12 protein-coding genes are annotated in these 14,378 nt (G+C 69.2%); 8 read left to right on the forward strand and 4 right to left on the reverse strand.

Going from position 1 to position 14,378, the window contains the following annotated elements; genetic code table 11:
* Window position 1: 1 nt before the first annotated feature.
* The 3 genes from DFR50_RS02395 to DFR50_RS02405 are packed head-to-tail and all read left to right on the forward strand — an operon-like array spanning window position 2 to window position 4,044.
* Window positions 2-1,369, forward strand: a complete 1,368-nt coding sequence (locus tag DFR50_RS02395) for an acetyl-CoA carboxylase biotin carboxylase subunit (protein WP_113887591.1) — start codon at window positions 2-4, stop codon at window positions 1,367-1,369.
* Window positions 1,370-1,371: 2 nt separating this feature from the next.
* Window positions 1,372-2,835 carry a pyruvate carboxylase gene (locus tag DFR50_RS02400; RefSeq protein ID WP_113887592.1) on the forward strand — a complete coding sequence of 488 codons (1,464 nt, stop codon included), beginning with the start codon at window positions 1,372-1,374 and terminating at the stop codon, window positions 2,833-2,835.
* Between the two features lie 15 nt (window positions 2,836-2,850).
* Window positions 2,851-4,044: a thiolase family protein gene (locus DFR50_RS02405; RefSeq protein WP_113887593.1), complete on the forward strand. Its 1,194-nt coding sequence runs from the start codon at window positions 2,851-2,853 to the stop codon at window positions 4,042-4,044.
* A 224-nt stretch (window positions 4,045-4,268) separates the two neighbouring features.
* On the opposite strand, the gene DFR50_RS02410 is transcribed toward DFR50_RS02405, so the two are convergent.
* From DFR50_RS02410 to DFR50_RS31195, 3 genes are all read right to left on the reverse strand, one after another.
* On the reverse strand, window positions 4,269-5,009 hold the full coding sequence (locus DFR50_RS02410; protein ID WP_113887594.1) for an SDR family oxidoreductase: 741 nt from the start codon (window positions 5,007-5,009) through the stop codon (window positions 4,269-4,271).
* Between the two features lie 4 nt (window positions 5,010-5,013).
* Window positions 5,014-5,757: a GntR family transcriptional regulator gene (locus DFR50_RS02415; RefSeq protein ID WP_170153015.1), complete on the reverse strand. Its 744-nt coding sequence runs from the start codon at window positions 5,755-5,757 to the stop codon at window positions 5,014-5,016.
* Window positions 5,758-5,873: 116 nt separating this feature from the next.
* Window positions 5,874-6,911 (reverse strand): zinc-binding dehydrogenase, encoded by a 1,038-nt coding sequence (locus DFR50_RS31195; protein ID WP_170153016.1) that lies wholly within the window; start codon window positions 6,909-6,911, stop codon window positions 5,874-5,876.
* A gap of 130 nt (window positions 6,912-7,041) precedes the next feature.
* Between DFR50_RS31195 and DFR50_RS02430 the strand changes: the two genes are divergently transcribed.
* Together DFR50_RS02430 and DFR50_RS02435 are read left to right on the forward strand one after the other, a co-directional pair.
* On the forward strand, window positions 7,042-7,824 hold the full coding sequence (locus tag DFR50_RS02430; protein WP_170153017.1) for an SDR family NAD(P)-dependent oxidoreductase: 783 nt from the start codon (window positions 7,042-7,044) through the stop codon (window positions 7,822-7,824).
* Between the two features lie 30 nt (window positions 7,825-7,854).
* A complete protein-coding gene (locus DFR50_RS02435) occupies window positions 7,855-8,730 on the forward strand; it encodes a 3-hydroxyacyl-CoA dehydrogenase family protein (protein WP_113887598.1) in 876 nt (291 codons plus the stop codon).
* Window positions 8,731-8,768: 38 nt separating this feature from the next.
* Here the strand turns inward: DFR50_RS02435 and DFR50_RS02440 are convergent, their stop codons facing one another.
* The gene (locus tag DFR50_RS02440; RefSeq protein WP_113887599.1) at window positions 8,769-9,263 is read right to left on the reverse strand and encodes a hypothetical protein; all 495 of its coding nucleotides are present in this window, start codon (window positions 9,261-9,263) and stop codon (window positions 8,769-8,771) included.
* Between the two features lie 216 nt (window positions 9,264-9,479).
* Between DFR50_RS02440 and DFR50_RS02445 the strand changes: the two genes are divergently transcribed.
* From DFR50_RS02445 to DFR50_RS02455, 3 genes are all read left to right on the forward strand, one after another.
* Window positions 9,480-10,787 (forward strand): acyl-CoA dehydrogenase family protein, encoded by a 1,308-nt coding sequence (locus DFR50_RS02445; protein WP_281015840.1) that lies wholly within the window; start codon window positions 9,480-9,482, stop codon window positions 10,785-10,787.
* A gap of 152 nt (window positions 10,788-10,939) precedes the next feature.
* Entirely contained in the window at window positions 10,940-12,733 is a 1,794-nt protein-coding gene (locus tag DFR50_RS02450; protein ID WP_113887601.1) for an acyl-CoA dehydrogenase, read from the forward strand.
* A 96-nt stretch (window positions 12,734-12,829) separates the two neighbouring features.
* Window positions 12,830-14,374: a carboxyl transferase domain-containing protein gene (locus DFR50_RS02455; protein ID WP_210208788.1), complete on the forward strand. Its 1,545-nt coding sequence runs from the start codon at window positions 12,830-12,832 to the stop codon at window positions 14,372-14,374.
* The last annotated feature ends 4 nt before the right edge of the window (window positions 14,375-14,378 follow it).

A 14,378-nucleotide genomic window follows, 5' to 3' on the forward strand; every position in this document is an offset into this window, starting at 1 on the left:
CATGCGCATCCGCCGCGTCCTCGTCGCCAACCGGGGCGAAATCGCCCTGCGCATCGTGCGAGCGGCCAAAAGCCTCGGGCTCGAGACCGTGCTCGCGGCGTCGGTCGCCGACCGCGGCAGTCTCGCCGCGCGGGAAGCCGACCGGGTTGTGACCCTCGGCCCGGCGCCGGCGCGCGCCTCCTATCTCGACGCCAACCTCGTGGTGCATGCGGCGATGGCCACGGGCTGCGACGCGCTGCACCCGGGCTACGGCTTCCTTTCCGAGCGCGCCTCGCTCGCGAGGCTTTGCGAGGACAACGGCGTGGCCTTCGTCGGGCCCGCCGCCGCCTCGATCGAGGCCGTCGGCGACAAGCTCGCCGCTCGCCGTCTCGCCAGAAGCGCCGGCGTGCCGATGACGCCGGGCAGCGCGAAGCTCGCCAGCGCCGCGGAAGCGGTCGCCTTCGCCTCGGAGATCGGCTTTCCCGTCGTCACCAAGGCGTCCGCCGGCGGCGGCGGGCGCGGCATGGTGGTGGCGCGGGACGAAAAGGCGCTCGCCGCCGGCTTCGAGCGCGCCTCGACCGAGGCGCAGCAGGCCTTCGGCGACGGCACCCTCTACCTCGAGCGCTACGTCGAGCGCGCGCGCCATGTCGAGGTGCAGGTGCTGGGGCTCGGCGACGGCCGCGTGCTGCATTTCGGCGAGCGCGACTGCTCGATGCAGCGCCGCTACCAGAAGATGATCGAGGAGGCGCCGGCGGCCGCGATGCCCGACGGGACGCGGGCGCGCCTGCACAAGGCGGCCGTCGACCTCCTGTCGTCGATCCGCTACCGCAACGCCGGGACGGTCGAGTTCCTGTACGACGTCGAGCGCGACGCCTTCTATTTCATGGAGGTCAATGCGCGCATCCAGGTCGAGCATCCGGTCTCCGAGATGATTTCGGGCGTCGACCTGGTGAAGCTGCAACTCGAAGTCGCGGGCGGCGCGCCGCCGCAAGTCGACCAGCGCGACATCGTCCCGCACGGTCACGCCATCGAGGTCCGCATCCTGGCCGAGGATCCGGCTCGCGGCTTCCTGCCCTGCCCCGGTCGCGTCACCCGCTGGCGCCCGCCCCACGGCGAGGGCGTCCGGCTCGACACCGCGATCGAGGAAGGCTCCGTCATCCCGCCCTGGTACGACAGCATGATCGCCAAGCTGATCGTCCACGCGCCCGACCGCGCGCACGCGGTCGGGCGCCTGCGCGACGCGCTCGACGCGTTCGCGATCGAGGGCGTGGCGACCAACCTCGATCTCTTGCGCGCCGTCGCCGCGCATCGCGACTTCCTCGACAACCGCCTCGACACGCGCTGGCTCGAGACCGTTTTCCTGCCGCACTACGGCGAGCCCCAGGGGTAGACATGGCCCATATCGAGTTTCTCGACGAGACAATGCGCGACGGCCAGCAGAGCCTGTGGGGCATGCGCATGCAGGCGGGCATGGCGCTGCCGGTGGCGCCGCTGATCGACCGCAGCGGCTACCGCGTCATCGATCTCACCGGCTCGTCGCTGTTCGAGGTGATGATCCGCACCTGCCGCGAGAACCCGTGGGAGGGGCTCGACCTGCTGGTCCAGGCGATGCCGCGCACGCGCATCCGCGGCGGCATGCGCTCCAACGCCTCGGTCACCTTCGGCGTCACCCCGGATTCGCTGATGGACGCCTGGATGCGCCAGCTCAACCGGCACGGCTGCCGCAGTTTCTGGATCTACGACGTCCTGTTCAACATCGACAAGATGCATCGCCTGGCGAAGGTCGCGAAGGAATTCGGCTCCGAAGTCTCCGGCGCGATCATGTTCGCGCTATCGCCGGTTCACACCGACGCGTACTACGCCGACAAGGCCGACAAGCTGTCGGCCTCGCCCGACATCGACACGCTGCTGCTCTACGACACCGCCGGCGTCCTCGACAAGGACAGGCTGAGCACGCTGGTCCCGGCGATCCAGGCGAAGGCGCGCGGCAAGCCGATCGAGTTTCACGCCAACAACATCCTCGGCCAGTCGGCGAAGGCCTATCTCGACGCGATCGATCTCGGCGTGACGATCCTGCACACGGCGAGCCGGCCGATGGCCAACGGGCCCTCGGTGCCCTCGACCGAGATCATGCTGCACAACATCGAATTGCTCGGCCATACCCACGGCGTCGACAAGTCCTTGCTGCCGCCGGTCGCCGAGCATTTCGAGAAGGTCGGAAAGGCTGCCGGGTTCCTCGTCAACCAGCACAACGAATACGACGTGCTGTCGATCCGGCATCAGATTCCCGGCGGCATGACCGGCACGCTCAAGGCGCAGCTCGCGCAGCACAACATGACCGACAAGCTCGACGACGTGCTGCGCGAGACCGCCGAAGTGCGCCGCGACCTCGGCTACCCCGGCATGGCGACGCCGTTCAGCCAGCTCGTCGGCATCCAGGCGGTGCTCAACATCGTCACCGGCGAGCGCTACAGCATCGTTCCGGACGAGGTGATCCAGTACGCCGCAGGCTTCTACGGCGAGACCGTGGCGCCGATCGACGCCAACGTGCTGGACAGGATCATGGCCGCGCCGCGCGCGAAGCAGGTCGTGGCCAATCCGCCCGAGCAGCCGACCATCGAGGACTTGCGCAAGCGCTACGGCACGGACAACGACGACGAACTGATCCTGCGCGCGCTGGTGCCCGAGCCCGACCTCGAGAAGATGCGCGCGGCCGGCGCGGTCAAGCGCGACTATCCGACCCTGTCGTCGCCGGAGCTCGATCAGGTGCAGACGCTGATGCGCGCGGCGCGGTCGCCGGTGGTGCAGCTCAGAACGGCGACGATGTCGCTGGAACTCTATCGCCAGGCCGGCTGAGTCGAGGGAAACGTCATGCGTCGAGCCGTCATCGTCGATGTCGTGCGGTCGCCGTTCGGACGCGGCCGCGCCGGCGGCGCGCTGTCTTCCATGCACCCGGTCGACCTCTATGCCGGCGTGCTTCAGGCGCTCGTCGAACGAACCGGCGTCGACCCGGCGCTGATCGAGGACGTGATCACCGGCTGCGTGATTCAGGTCGCCGAACAGTCGGGCAACATCGGACGGCAGGCCGCGCTCGCCGCGGGCCTGCCCGAAAGCGTGCCGGCCGTCACCCTCGACCGCAAGTGCGGCTCGGCGCAGCAGGCGTTCGACTTTGCCGCCCAGGGGGTGATCGCCGGAGCCTATGATTGCGTGGTCGCTGGCGGCGTCGAGATGATGAGCCTCGTGCCGATGCGCCTCAACCGCATGGGCAAGGACAACGAGGGTCCGCTGTTTCATCGGCGTTATCCCGAGGGCCTCGTGCGCCAGGGGATCTCGGCCGAACTGATCGCCGCGCGCTGGGGCATCGACCGCGAGGCGATGGACGCGTTCGCGCTTGGCTCGCACCGGCGCGCCGTCGCCGCCGAAGAGGCGGGAATCGTGCAGCGCGCGATCGCGCCCGTGGACGCGCCGCAGCCGGACGGCGGACTCGTCCGTGTGGAGCGCGACGAGGGCCCGCGGCGCGACACGTCGCTCGAAAGGCTCGCTTCGTTGAAGCCCGCCTTCGAGGACGAGGCCGCCGCCGCCCGCTTCCCAAGCATTCGCTGGAGCGTCACCGCCGGCAATTCGAGCCAGGTCACCGACGGGTCGTCGGCCGTGCTGATCGCCGAGGAGGGCTTCGCGCTCCGCCACGGCCTGAAGCCGCGCGCGGCGATCACCCATTTCGCGGTCGCGGGCGACGATCCGATCTTGATGCTGACCGCGATCATTCCGGCGACGCGCAAGCTGCTGCAGCGCGCCGGGCTCGGGATCGAACGCATCGAGGCGTTCGAAGTCAACGAGGCGTTCGCCTCCGTCGTGCTCGCCTGGATGCGCGACACCGGCGCCGATCCGGAGCGGGTCAACGCCTACGGCGGCGCCATCGCGCTCGGTCATCCGGTCGGCGCCTCGGGCGGACGTCTGCTCGCCAACCTGCTCGCGCGGCTCGAGGCGACCGGCGGCCGCTACGGCGTTCAGACCATGTGCGAGTCCGGCGGCATGGCCAATGCGACGCTGATCGAGCGGCTATAGAAAGCCCGTCATCGCGAGCGAAGCGTGGCGATCCACGGCGGGCCTGGCGAATGGCGCAGCTTGCGGCGCGCCCTGCTTCCATTCAACGTCCGCGCAGGCTGCCCCTGGATCGCCGCGTCGCCCTTCGGGCTCCTCGCGAGGACGGGTCGCCCTTCGGGCGCCTCGCGATGATGGGTCGCCCTTCGGGCTCCTGGCGATGACGGAACAAGGCCGCCATCCGCCGGTCAGGCGCTCAGGTTGGCGCCGCCGTTGACGAACATCACCTGCCCCTGAACGAACTCCGCCTCGGGCGAAGCGAGCCAGCGCATGAGATTGGTGTAGTCGCTGTCGACCACGCCGCGGCCGGACGGATTGTGGCTCGCCGAGGCGCGCACGAGTTCGCCGGCGCCGGGGCCGAACAGGGCGCGCACGGCGTCGGTCTCGACGATCGCCGGCGCGATGGCGTTGATCCGTATGCCTTTGGGCGCGAGTTCGACGGCGAGGTAGCGCATCAGGCTCTCGGCCAGCGCTTTCGCGGCGCCGACCGCGGCGTAATTGGCGACGACGATGCGGCCGCCGCGGCTCGTCAGGTAGAACACGGTCGAGCCGCGCCGCATCAGCGGCAGCGCCGCCTGGACGAGAAACAGCAGGCTCACGCCGTTCGTCGTGACCGCGCGCGCGAAGCGTTCGGGGTCGGCGTCGAGCGTGGTCGTCGCATAGGCGTCGACCGCGCAATGGACGAGCTGGTCGATGCCGCAGCCTGCGCTGCGCGCAGCCTCGACGAGCGCGGCGCAGCCTTCGGGGGTTCCGGCGTCGGCCTTGACCAGGTGCGGCCGTCCGCCGGCGGCCGCGACCGCCTCGGCGGCGCGTTGGGCGGCCGCCTCGTCGCTGTGGTAGCCGAGAAAGGCGTCGCCGGCGTCGCGCGCGAACGCGGTCGCGATCGCCAGTCCGATCCCCTTGGTGCCGCCGGCGATCACGATCGTCATCCCGCTACTCCGTCGCCCGCACGGCTGGAAACGCCTCGTCCGGCAGGCGCATCAGGCTCAGGCGCGTGCGTCTGACGTGCAACGCCGCCACCTTCTCCGCGCGCAGGCCGTCGCCCGACAGGATCGTGTCGGTGATGGTCTGGTATTCCGCGAACTGCTTTCCGCGATCGCGCGGCGTGATGTAGGCCTGGAACTGCATGCGCAGCAGATGGATCTGCATGAGCGGCAGCATGCGCTGCAGTTCGTGATTGCCCCCGATCTTCAGGATCGTATCGTAAAAGCTGCGTCGTTCGTCGAGAAAGGCGGCGGTGCCGCCGTCGTTGCGGAAGGCCAGCAGGCGGCGGAAGGCTTCCCGCATGGTGTCCGCGTTGTCGCCCTCCGCGATGCGCTTGGCGGCGAGCTTGGCCATCAGGCCGACCAGCACTTCGAGCACCATGAGACTGTCGTGCACCTCGGCGCGCGACAGCGCCCGCACATAGGCGCCGCGGTGGCGCGTCAGGGTCAGGACCCCTTCGGCCGCCAATCGCTTCAGCGCCTCGCGCACCGGGCCTCGGCTCACCTGGTAGTCGCGGGTGAGATCGGCCTCGATCAGCCTCTGCCCCGGGACGTACACGCCCGCGCGGATGGCCCGAACGATCGAGTCCACCACCCGATCGGGCGAGGTCATGCCGGCGCGCTCGGCGGCCGCCTCGCTCTTGGCGTCCCGCCGGGGGTGCGCGACGGCGTCGTCGCGGCCTTCGATGTCCATGGTGCCGCGTCCCATCTTCCGGCCAGGGCGTCCCAGGCGCGAAGGAAATACCCCGGCCTGCTTAGAGGCCGTTCCCGGACGAATCAAGGAACACTCCTGCCCTACAATCTCGAACCTTAGTCGTGAGGGCGGACCATGACCTTGATCTGCGTGTCCGGCTTGCGCAGCGCTTCGAAGGCGGCCGGCAGCGCGTCGAGCGCGACGACGTCGGTGATCATCGGCCTGGGGTCGACGCGCCCGGCTTCGAGCAGGTCGAGCACGAGACGCCAGTCGGGACGGCCGTAACCCAGAACGTACTGGATGTTCGTCTCCTTGAAGATCGCCGACATGGGTATGGCGGTGTCCTCGACCATGCAGACGCCTACGACCACGATCCGGCCCCAGGTTCGCGACAGGTCGACCGCCTTCTGGATCATGCCCGGGACGCCGACGCATTCGAAGATGACGTCCGGCGGGCCGCCCGCCTGGCGGGCGAACGCCTCGCCAACGTTCTCCTTCGAGGGGTCGATCACGCCGGTCGCGCCCATCGCGCCGGCGGCTTCGCGCCGCGCCGGCGCGTACTCGCTGACGATCACGTCGCGGGCGCCGGCGAGCTTCGAAAACACCGCGGTCGCGAGCCCGATCGGCCCGCCGCCGAGGATCAGCACGCGTTCGCCGAGCGCCACCTTGCCCCGGTTCACCGCATGGAGCCCGACGGCTAGCGGTTCGACCGCCGCGCCCTCGCGGCTCTTGACCGCGGACGGCAGACGCAGCGCCTCCGTGCAGCTGAACTTCACATACTCGGCGTAGCCGCCCTGGAACGAGGGGTGGAAGCCGGTCAGGGTGTTCTTCGGGCACATGATGCCCATGTCGTCCTTGCACTTCATCAGGCCGATCCTGCGGCAGTCGTCGCAGGCGTTGTTCGGCAACGCGGTCGCCATCTCGCCGACCTTCCAGTCGGGAGCGCCCGATTCCACGATCTCGCCCGCGAACTCGTGGCCGAGGATCGTTCCGTCGGGAACGACGAACACGCCGGGGTGGGTCGCGTGCAGATCGGAGCCGCAGATTCCGCAATAATGGACCTTCAGCACGATCTCGCCGCGCCCGGCCTGCGGCCTGGCGACGGTCTCGATCTGCAACGGCTTGCCCAGTTCGTGAAACACAGCGGCTCTCATGGTCGTCGCCTTCCCTCGTTCGCGCCCGCGGATTTTTCCGCTTCCATGTCCTACAACTTTTTCATACAATAACGTCGGGCGATGGGAATGTCCAGATGGGGACCCCGCACTTCGACCCAGGGAGGAACGCATGGACCGGGTGAAGGGAAAGGTCGCGCTGATCACCGGCGCGGGGACGGGAGTCGGGCGCGCCTGCATGACGCTGTTTGCGCGCGAAGGCGCGAAGGTCGTCGGCGTCTCGCGCACCCAAAGCAATCTCGACGAGACGCTCGCCGAGGTGAAGGCGGCCGGCGGCGACGGCGTCGTGGTCGCGGCGGATCTCTCGACCTCGGCCGGGGCGGAAAAGGCGGTCGCGGCGGCGCTCGCGGCCTATGGCCGGATCGACATTCTCGTCAATTGCGCCGGCGTCGGCTATTCCTGGCTTGAGAAGAGCCCGGGTTCGATGGGCCCGGTCGACGACACGACCCCCGAGAAATGGGCCGAGGTGATGGCCATCAATCTCGATTCGCTGTTCCACATGTGTCGGCTGACGATTCCGCAGATGAAGACGCAGGGCGGCGGCGCGATCGTCAACGTGACCAGCATTTCCGGCATCCAGGGCCTTCCGGTCGCCCACACCTACACCGCCGCCAAGGGCGGCGCGATCAACCTCACCCGCTCGATCGCGATCACCTATTGCGACGACAACATCCGCTGCAATTGCATCGCCCCGGGCTTCATCGCCACGCCGATGGTCGCTTCCGTGCTCGGCATGTTCGACGACCCGCAGACGGCCGAGCGCCTGACGCCGATGAAGCGCCCCGGGACGCCGGAAGAGATGGCCTACGCCTGCCTCTATCTCGGCTCGGACGAATCGACCTATTGCCAGGGAACGGTGCTGGTCGTGGACGGCGGCACGACGGCGCGGCAATAGCCGGGCCGCAACGATCGGGGAGGACTGGAGATGAGCGCGTTTCACACCATCGGCGTGGTCGGCGCCGGCATGATGGGCTCCGAGATCGCGCTCGTCTTCGCCCTCGGCGGCCATCCGACCCTGCTCGCCGACCAGAGCCGCGACGCCGCGGAGCGCGCGATCGAGCGGCTCCACGGCGTGCTCGATCGCGGCCTGCCGCGCGGCTTCTGGACGGCGGAAGCGGCGGAAGCCGCCCGGCGCAACCTGACGGTCGCCGACGGACTCGACGCCTATGGCGACCGCGATCTCGTCGTCGAGGCGGTGTTCGAGGACGAGGCCCTGAAGCGCGACGTCTTCCGCCGCCTCGACGCGATCCTGCCGCCCGGCGCCGGCCTCGCCTCCAACACCTCGTCGATCTCGATCACGACGCTCAGCGCTTCGGTCGCCGAGGCGCGCCGGGCGCGCTTCGTCGGGACGCATTTCTTCTCGCCGGTGTCGCGCATGCGCCTCGTCGAGGTCATCCCCGCCGCTGACACCGACGCGAGCTTCGTCGAATCGGTGGCGGAGACCCTGACGGCGATCGGCAAGGCGCCGATCCGGGTGAAGGACGTCGTCGGCTTCGCCGTCAATCGCCTGCTGCACGCGCTGGTGATCGAATCGATCCGGCTGGTCGAAGAGGGGGTGTGCTCGCCGGCCGATCTCGACGCCGCCTGCAAGCTCGGCCTCGGCCATCCGATCGGCCCGTTCGAACTGATGGACAACACCCAGAATTCCCTGTCGCTGAGCGTCCACGAAATCCTTCACCAGGCCTATGGCGAGCGCTTCCTGCCGCGGCCGCTGCTGCGCCAGATGGTGGCCGCCGGCTACAACGGCCGCAAGGCCGGGCGCGGCTGGCATCGCTACGACGGGAACGGCAAGCGCGTCTGAGACGAGGACGCCGTCGCGCCCTCGTCCGTCGCAAGTCTTCAGGGGAGGAGGGTGTGATGCGTGTCGCCGAAGGACATCACGTCGATCTTCCATTTGCCGTCCTGCTTGTCGAGGACGAAGACCCAGTCGGCGGCGACGCTTTGCGGCTTGCCGCCGAGCACGAACGGGAACGAGGCGGGGATGATCGCCTCCGCGCGGGTGTCGGTGGCGAACAGATAGCGCGGCGTCTGGCGCTGGAAGCGCCAGTCGGTGATCTTGTACTGCGTCAGGACCGCCTGCAGGTCGTGCGCATAAGCGGCGACCGCGGACTTGCCGCTCCAGGCGAAGGGCGCGAAATCGTCGACGATCGCGCTCGGCGCTTCGGTGAAAACGGCCTGCAAATCCGCGACCGAGCCGGAATTGATGGCGCCGATCGCGGCGTCGATGGTCGAAAGGATCGCCGGGTCGGCGTCCGCGGCCCGGGCGGGCGCGGCGGCGGCGATCGCGATCGCGGCGGCCATCGCCGCCAAGCCTCGGTTGGGCGTGGTCATCATGTCGTTCCTCCCGTTTTTGCCGCCCTCGTCGGTCTTGCCCGGTCCCCGGCGGCTTCGAGACGGGCCGGCTTGCAAACCGCAGGCTTGCAAGCCATAGACTGGCGACGAATTTCGTCCTACAATTTTGAAGGACAATACCGGGGCTGATCTTGCCTGTCAATGACGGTCGGCCGCGGGCGGGGGCTCGCCCCGCGCCGCCGCAACGAGGAGTTCGACTTGGACATCACGCAAAGCGCCCGCAGCCTGGACCTCGCCGCGCGCATCCGGAGCTTCATGGCCGAGCACATCTATCCCAACGAACGGCGCTACTATCAGGAGGCCGAGCGGCTCGGGCCGTGGAAGACGCTGCCCGTCGTCGAGGACCTGAAGCCGATCGCGCGCCGGGCCGGCCTGTGGAATCTGTTTCTGCCGGCGCACGAGGCCGGAGGCCTGACCAATCTCGACTACGCCCCTCTGTGCGAGATCATGGGCCGTTCCCACCTCGCCCCCGAGGTGTTCAACTGCAGCGCCCCCGACACCGGCAACATGGAGACCATCCTGCGCTATGGCACGGAGGCGCAGAAGGAGCGGTGGCTGACGCCCCTGCTCGAAGGCCGGATCCGCTCCGCCTTCGCGATGACCGAACCGGACGTGGCGTCCTCCGACGCCACCAACGTCGAGAGCAGCATCGTGCGTGACGGCGACCACTACGTCATCAACGGCCGCAAGTGGTACACGACCGGCGCGACCGATCCGCGCTGCAAGATCATCGTCTTCATGGGCCAGACGGACCCTCTGAACGCCGACCGGCACCGGCGCCAGTCGATGATTCTCGTGCCCAAGGACACCGAGGGCGTGCGCGTCGTCCGATCGCTGCCGGTCTTCGGCTTCTACGGCGTGCCCGACCGCGCCTCCGAGGTCAGCTTCACCAACGTCCGCGTACCTGCCGACGCCATCCTGCTCGGCGAGGGGCGCGGCTTCGAGATCGCTCAGGGGCGGCTCGGCCCGGGGCGGATCCACCATTGCATGCGCCTGATCGGCCTGAGCGAGCGCACGCTCGAGCGGATGTGCCGGCGGGCGGAGAACCGCGTCGCTTTCGGCAAGGCCATTTCCGAGCAGACGGTGACGCTCGAGCGCATCGCCGAGGCGCGCATCATGATCGAGCAGGCGCGCCTCCTGACCCTCAAGGCCGCCTACATGATGGACACCGTCGGCGCCAAGGCGGCCCGGCAGGAAATCGCGATGATCAAGGTGGTCGCGCCGACCATGGCGCAAAGGATCGTCGACTGGGCGATCCAGGTCTTCGGCGGCGGCGGCACCAACAACGACCACTTCCTGGCCGCCGCCTTCGCGACCACGCGCCTCCTGCGCCTGGCCGACGGTCCCGACGAGGTGCATCGCAACCAGATCGGTCGGCTGGAGCTTCGTCGTTATCGCAATACCGACCCGTCGCGGTCGGGCGGAAGCGGCGCTCCGCTGTCGCTCGACGAAGCCGCCGCGTGGGCGGAGGGCGGTCTCTGGCCGCGCCCGGCCGACCTGCCTTGACGGTCCGAGAACGGCGTGACCAGAAAGGCCCGGCTGCGCAGAGCCGGAAGCGGAGCGAGAGACGAGGCCGGCCAGTCTCGCCACGCCTGGCGCCGAGGGCTTCGGCGGCGGGGCCTGCCGGGCGATCTCGCCAAGGACCCGAGGAAACGACTATGGACGTCATCAGCCGCGAGGATCTCGAGTTTCTCCTGTTCGACTGGCTCGATGTGACGAGCCTCGCCCGGCTGGACCGCTTCTCCGGCCAGACCGCCGAGGATTATCGCGCCATTCTCGACCTCGGCGAGCGGATCGCGCGCGACGCGTTCCTGCCTGCGTACAAGATCGGCGATCGCGAGGAGCCGCGCCTGACCGAGGACGGGCGCGTGCTGGTTCAGCCCCGGATCGCCGACGCGGTCCGCGCCTGCCTCGACGCCGGGCTGCAGCTCGCGACCGTCGATGCCGAGCACGGCGGCCTCCAGCTTCCGGCGACGGTCGCGACCGCCGTGACCGCGAACATGATGGCGGCCAACATTGCCGCCTCCGGCTTCGCCATGCTCTCGACCGGCAATGCGCGTGTCCTGACGAGCTTCGGAACGCCGGCGCAGATCGAAGCCTTCGCCGCCCCGCAATTCGCGGGCAAGGCGCTGGGGACCATGTGTCTCTCCGAGCCCGACGCCGGATCGTCGCTCGGCGACATCGTCACGCGGGCGACGCCGGACGGCGACGACGCTTTCGGGCGCCGCTATCGGCTCGCGGGCCGCAAGATGTGGATCTCCGGCGGCGGACAGGACATCGTCGGCAATACGATCCATCTCGTGCTCGCCAAAATTCCCGGCGCCGACGGGCGGCTTCCCCCCGGCGCCAAGGCCAATTCGCTGTTCGTCGTCCCGACCGTGTTGCCCGAGACGCTCGGCGGCGCCCGCAACGACGTCGTCGTGGCGGGCCTCAACCACAAGATGGGCTACCGCGGCATCCCGAACTGTCTGCTGAACTTCGGCGAGGGCGGCGAAGGCGCGCTCGGCTGGCTCGTCGGCGAAGCGGGCGACGGCATGCGGATCATGTTCCAGATGATGAACGAGGCGCGCATCAACGTCGGGCTCGGCGCCGCCGCGCTCGCCTACCGCGGCTACCTGCAATCGCGCGCCTACGCCGCCGAGCGCCGCCAGGGCCGGCCGCTCGGCCGCAAGGCCGAGGGCGCGCCCGTCCCGATTCTCCAGCACCCCGACGTGCGCCGGATGGTGCTCGCGCAAAAGGCGATCGCCGAGGGGGCGCTGGCGCTGTGCCTCTATTCGGCGAAGCTCGTCGACCTCGCCGAGCACGGAGGCGACGAAAGCGAAAGGACGCGAGCCAAGGCGCTGCTCGATCTGCTGACGCCGGTGACGAAGACCTGGCCGTCGGAAATGGGGCTGGTCGCCAACCACCACGCGATCCAGATTCACGGCGGCTACGGCTACACCCGCGACTTCGACCTCGAGCAGATCTACCGCGATAATCGCCTCAACCCGATCCACGAGGGCACGACCGGCATCCAGGCGCTCGATCTCCTGGGGCGCAAGATGCTGTTCGACGGCTTCCGCTCCTTCGACGTGTTCCTGGAGGAAGTGCGCGCGACCGCGGCGGAGGCGGCGAAGATCGAGGGCCTCGGACCGTTCGCCGCGATCCTCCTCGGCGAGGCCCGGCGGATCGAAGCCCTGGCGCGCGCGGAAGCCCGGTCGGAGGACCCGGCGCGGGCGCTCGCCAACGCCACGCCCTTCCTGTTCGCCTTCGGGCATCTGGCGGTCGGCTGGCTCTGGCTCGACATGGCCCTGACGGCCGCCTCGTCCGACGGCGACGATCCGGTCCGTCGCGGCAAAGGCGTCGCCTGCCGCTATTTCTACGAATACGAGATGCCCATGATCGCAGCCTGGCTCGCGCCGCTCGGCAGCCGCAGCGACCTCACCGCCCGCGTCGAGGAGAGCCTGCTGTGACGGTTACGCAAGACCACGAGAAGAGGGACGCCCGTGCCGACGCTTGAATCCGCCGTCGACCTTCATTCGCCTGAGGCGCGCGCCAACGCCGAGGCGATGCGCGGGCTGGTCGCGGACCTTCGCGACACGGTCGAGCGCGTCCGTCTCGGCGGCGGCGAAGACGCCCGCAGGAAGCATCTGGCGCGCGGCAAGCTCCTGCCCCACGACCGGGTTCGCGCCCTGATCGACCCGGTCTCGCCATTCCTCGAGATCGGGCAACTCGCGGCCCACGGATTGTACGGCGGGGAGGCGCCCTCGGCGGGCCTGATCGCCGGCATCGGACGGGTCGCGGGACGCGAGTGCATGATCGTCGCCAACGACGCGACGGTGAAGGGCGGCACCTATTTTCCCGTCACCGTGCAGAAACATCTGCGCGCGCAGGAGATCGCGCAGCAGAATCGCCTGCCATGCCTCTATCTCGTCGACAGCGGCGGCGCCAACCTGCCCAACCAGGACGAGGTGTTTCCCGGACGCGATCATTTCGGCCGCATCTTCTTCAATCAGGCCAACATGTCGGCGCAGGGAATCGCGCAGATCGCGGTCGTGATGGGATCGTGCACCGCGGGCGGCGCCTACGTCCCGGCGATGTCGGACGAGACCGTCATCGTCAGGAATCAGGGGACGATCTTCCTCGCCGGGCCGCCGCTTGTGAAGGCTGCGACCGGCGAGGTGGTCAGCGCCGAGGAGCTCGGCGGCGCCGACGTGCACAGCCGCCATTCCGGCGTGACCGACCATTACGCGGAAAGCGATGCGCATGCGCTCGGCATCGCGCGCCGGATCGTGGCGAGCCTGAACGTCGTCAAGCGGCCGCCGGTCGAACTGCGCCGCCCTGCCCCGCCGCGCTACGCCGCGGAGGACGTCTATTCCGTCGTTCCGGCCGATCGCCGCACGCCCTACGACGTCCGCGAGGTGATCGCGCGGCTGGTGGACGACAGCGAATTCGACGAATTCAAGCGCCTCTACGGTCAGACTCTGGTCTGCGGCTTCGCGCATGTGTGGGGCTACCCCGTCGGCATCGTCGCCAACAACGGCATCCTGTTTTCCGAGAGCGCGCAAAAGGGCGCGCACTTCATCGAGCTCTGCGCCCAGCGCGGCGTGCCGCTGGTGTTCCTGCAGAACATCACCGGCTTCATGGTCGGCAGGAAATACGAGGCCGGCGGCATCGCCAAGGACGGCGCCAAGATGGTGACGGCGGTCGCGACCGCCGCCGTGCCCAAGTTCACCATCATCATCGGCGGCAGCTTCGGCGCCGGCAATTATGGCATGTGCGGCCGCGCCTACGGACCGCGCTTTCTCTGGATGTGGCCGAACGCCAGGATCTCGGTGATGGGCGGCGAGCAGGCCGCCTCGGTGCTGGCGACGGTGCGCCGGGACGGGATCGAAGCGCGCGGCGGCGTCTGGTCGGCCGAGGACGAGGAGGCGTTCAAGGCGCCGATCCGGGACCAGTACGAAACGCAGGGTCATCCGTACTATTCGAGCGCCCGCCTGTGGGACGACGGCGTCATCGACCCGGCCGACACGCGCCGCGTTCTGGCTCTGGGCCTCTCCGCCAGCCTGAATGCGCCGATCCCGGAGACGCGCTTCGGGCTGTTCCGGATGTGACGGC

The sequence above is a fragment of the Roseiarcus fermentans genome (genome assembly GCF_003315135.1).
Taxonomy (GTDB): Bacteria; Pseudomonadota; Alphaproteobacteria; order Rhizobiales; family Beijerinckiaceae; genus Roseiarcus; species Roseiarcus fermentans.

Excerpts from the sequence above, each read along its gene's own strand:
- DFR50_RS02395 (WP_113887591.1), top strand. The coding sequence starts at position 2 with ATGCGCATCCGCCGCGTCCTCGTCGCCAACCGGGGCGAAATCGCCCTG.
- DFR50_RS02400 (WP_113887592.1), top strand. The coding sequence starts at position 1,372 with ATGGCCCATATCGAGTTTCTCGACGAGACAATGCGCGACGGCCAGCAG.
- DFR50_RS02405 (WP_113887593.1), top strand. The coding sequence starts at position 2,851 with ATGCGTCGAGCCGTCATCGTCGATGTCGTGCGGTCGCCGTTCGGACGC.
- DFR50_RS02410 (WP_113887594.1), bottom strand. The coding sequence starts at position 5,009 with ATGACGATCGTGATCGCCGGCGGCACCAAGGGGATCGGACTGGCGATC.
- DFR50_RS02415 (WP_170153015.1), bottom strand. The coding sequence starts at position 5,757 with ATGGACATCGAAGGCCGCGACGACGCCGTCGCGCACCCCCGGCGGGAC.
- DFR50_RS31195 (WP_170153016.1), bottom strand. The coding sequence starts at position 6,911 with ATGAGAGCCGCTGTGTTTCACGAACTGGGCAAGCCGTTGCAGATCGAG.
- DFR50_RS02430 (WP_170153017.1), top strand. The coding sequence starts at position 7,042 with ATGGACCGGGTGAAGGGAAAGGTCGCGCTGATCACCGGCGCGGGGACG.
- DFR50_RS02435 (WP_113887598.1), top strand. The coding sequence starts at position 7,855 with ATGAGCGCGTTTCACACCATCGGCGTGGTCGGCGCCGGCATGATGGGC.
- DFR50_RS02440 (WP_113887599.1), bottom strand. The coding sequence starts at position 9,263 with ATGATGACCACGCCCAACCGAGGCTTGGCGGCGATGGCCGCCGCGATC.
- DFR50_RS02450 (WP_113887601.1), top strand. The coding sequence starts at position 10,940 with ATGGACGTCATCAGCCGCGAGGATCTCGAGTTTCTCCTGTTCGACTGG.
- DFR50_RS02455 (WP_210208788.1), top strand. The coding sequence starts at position 12,830 with ATGCGCGGGCTGGTCGCGGACCTTCGCGACACGGTCGAGCGCGTCCGT.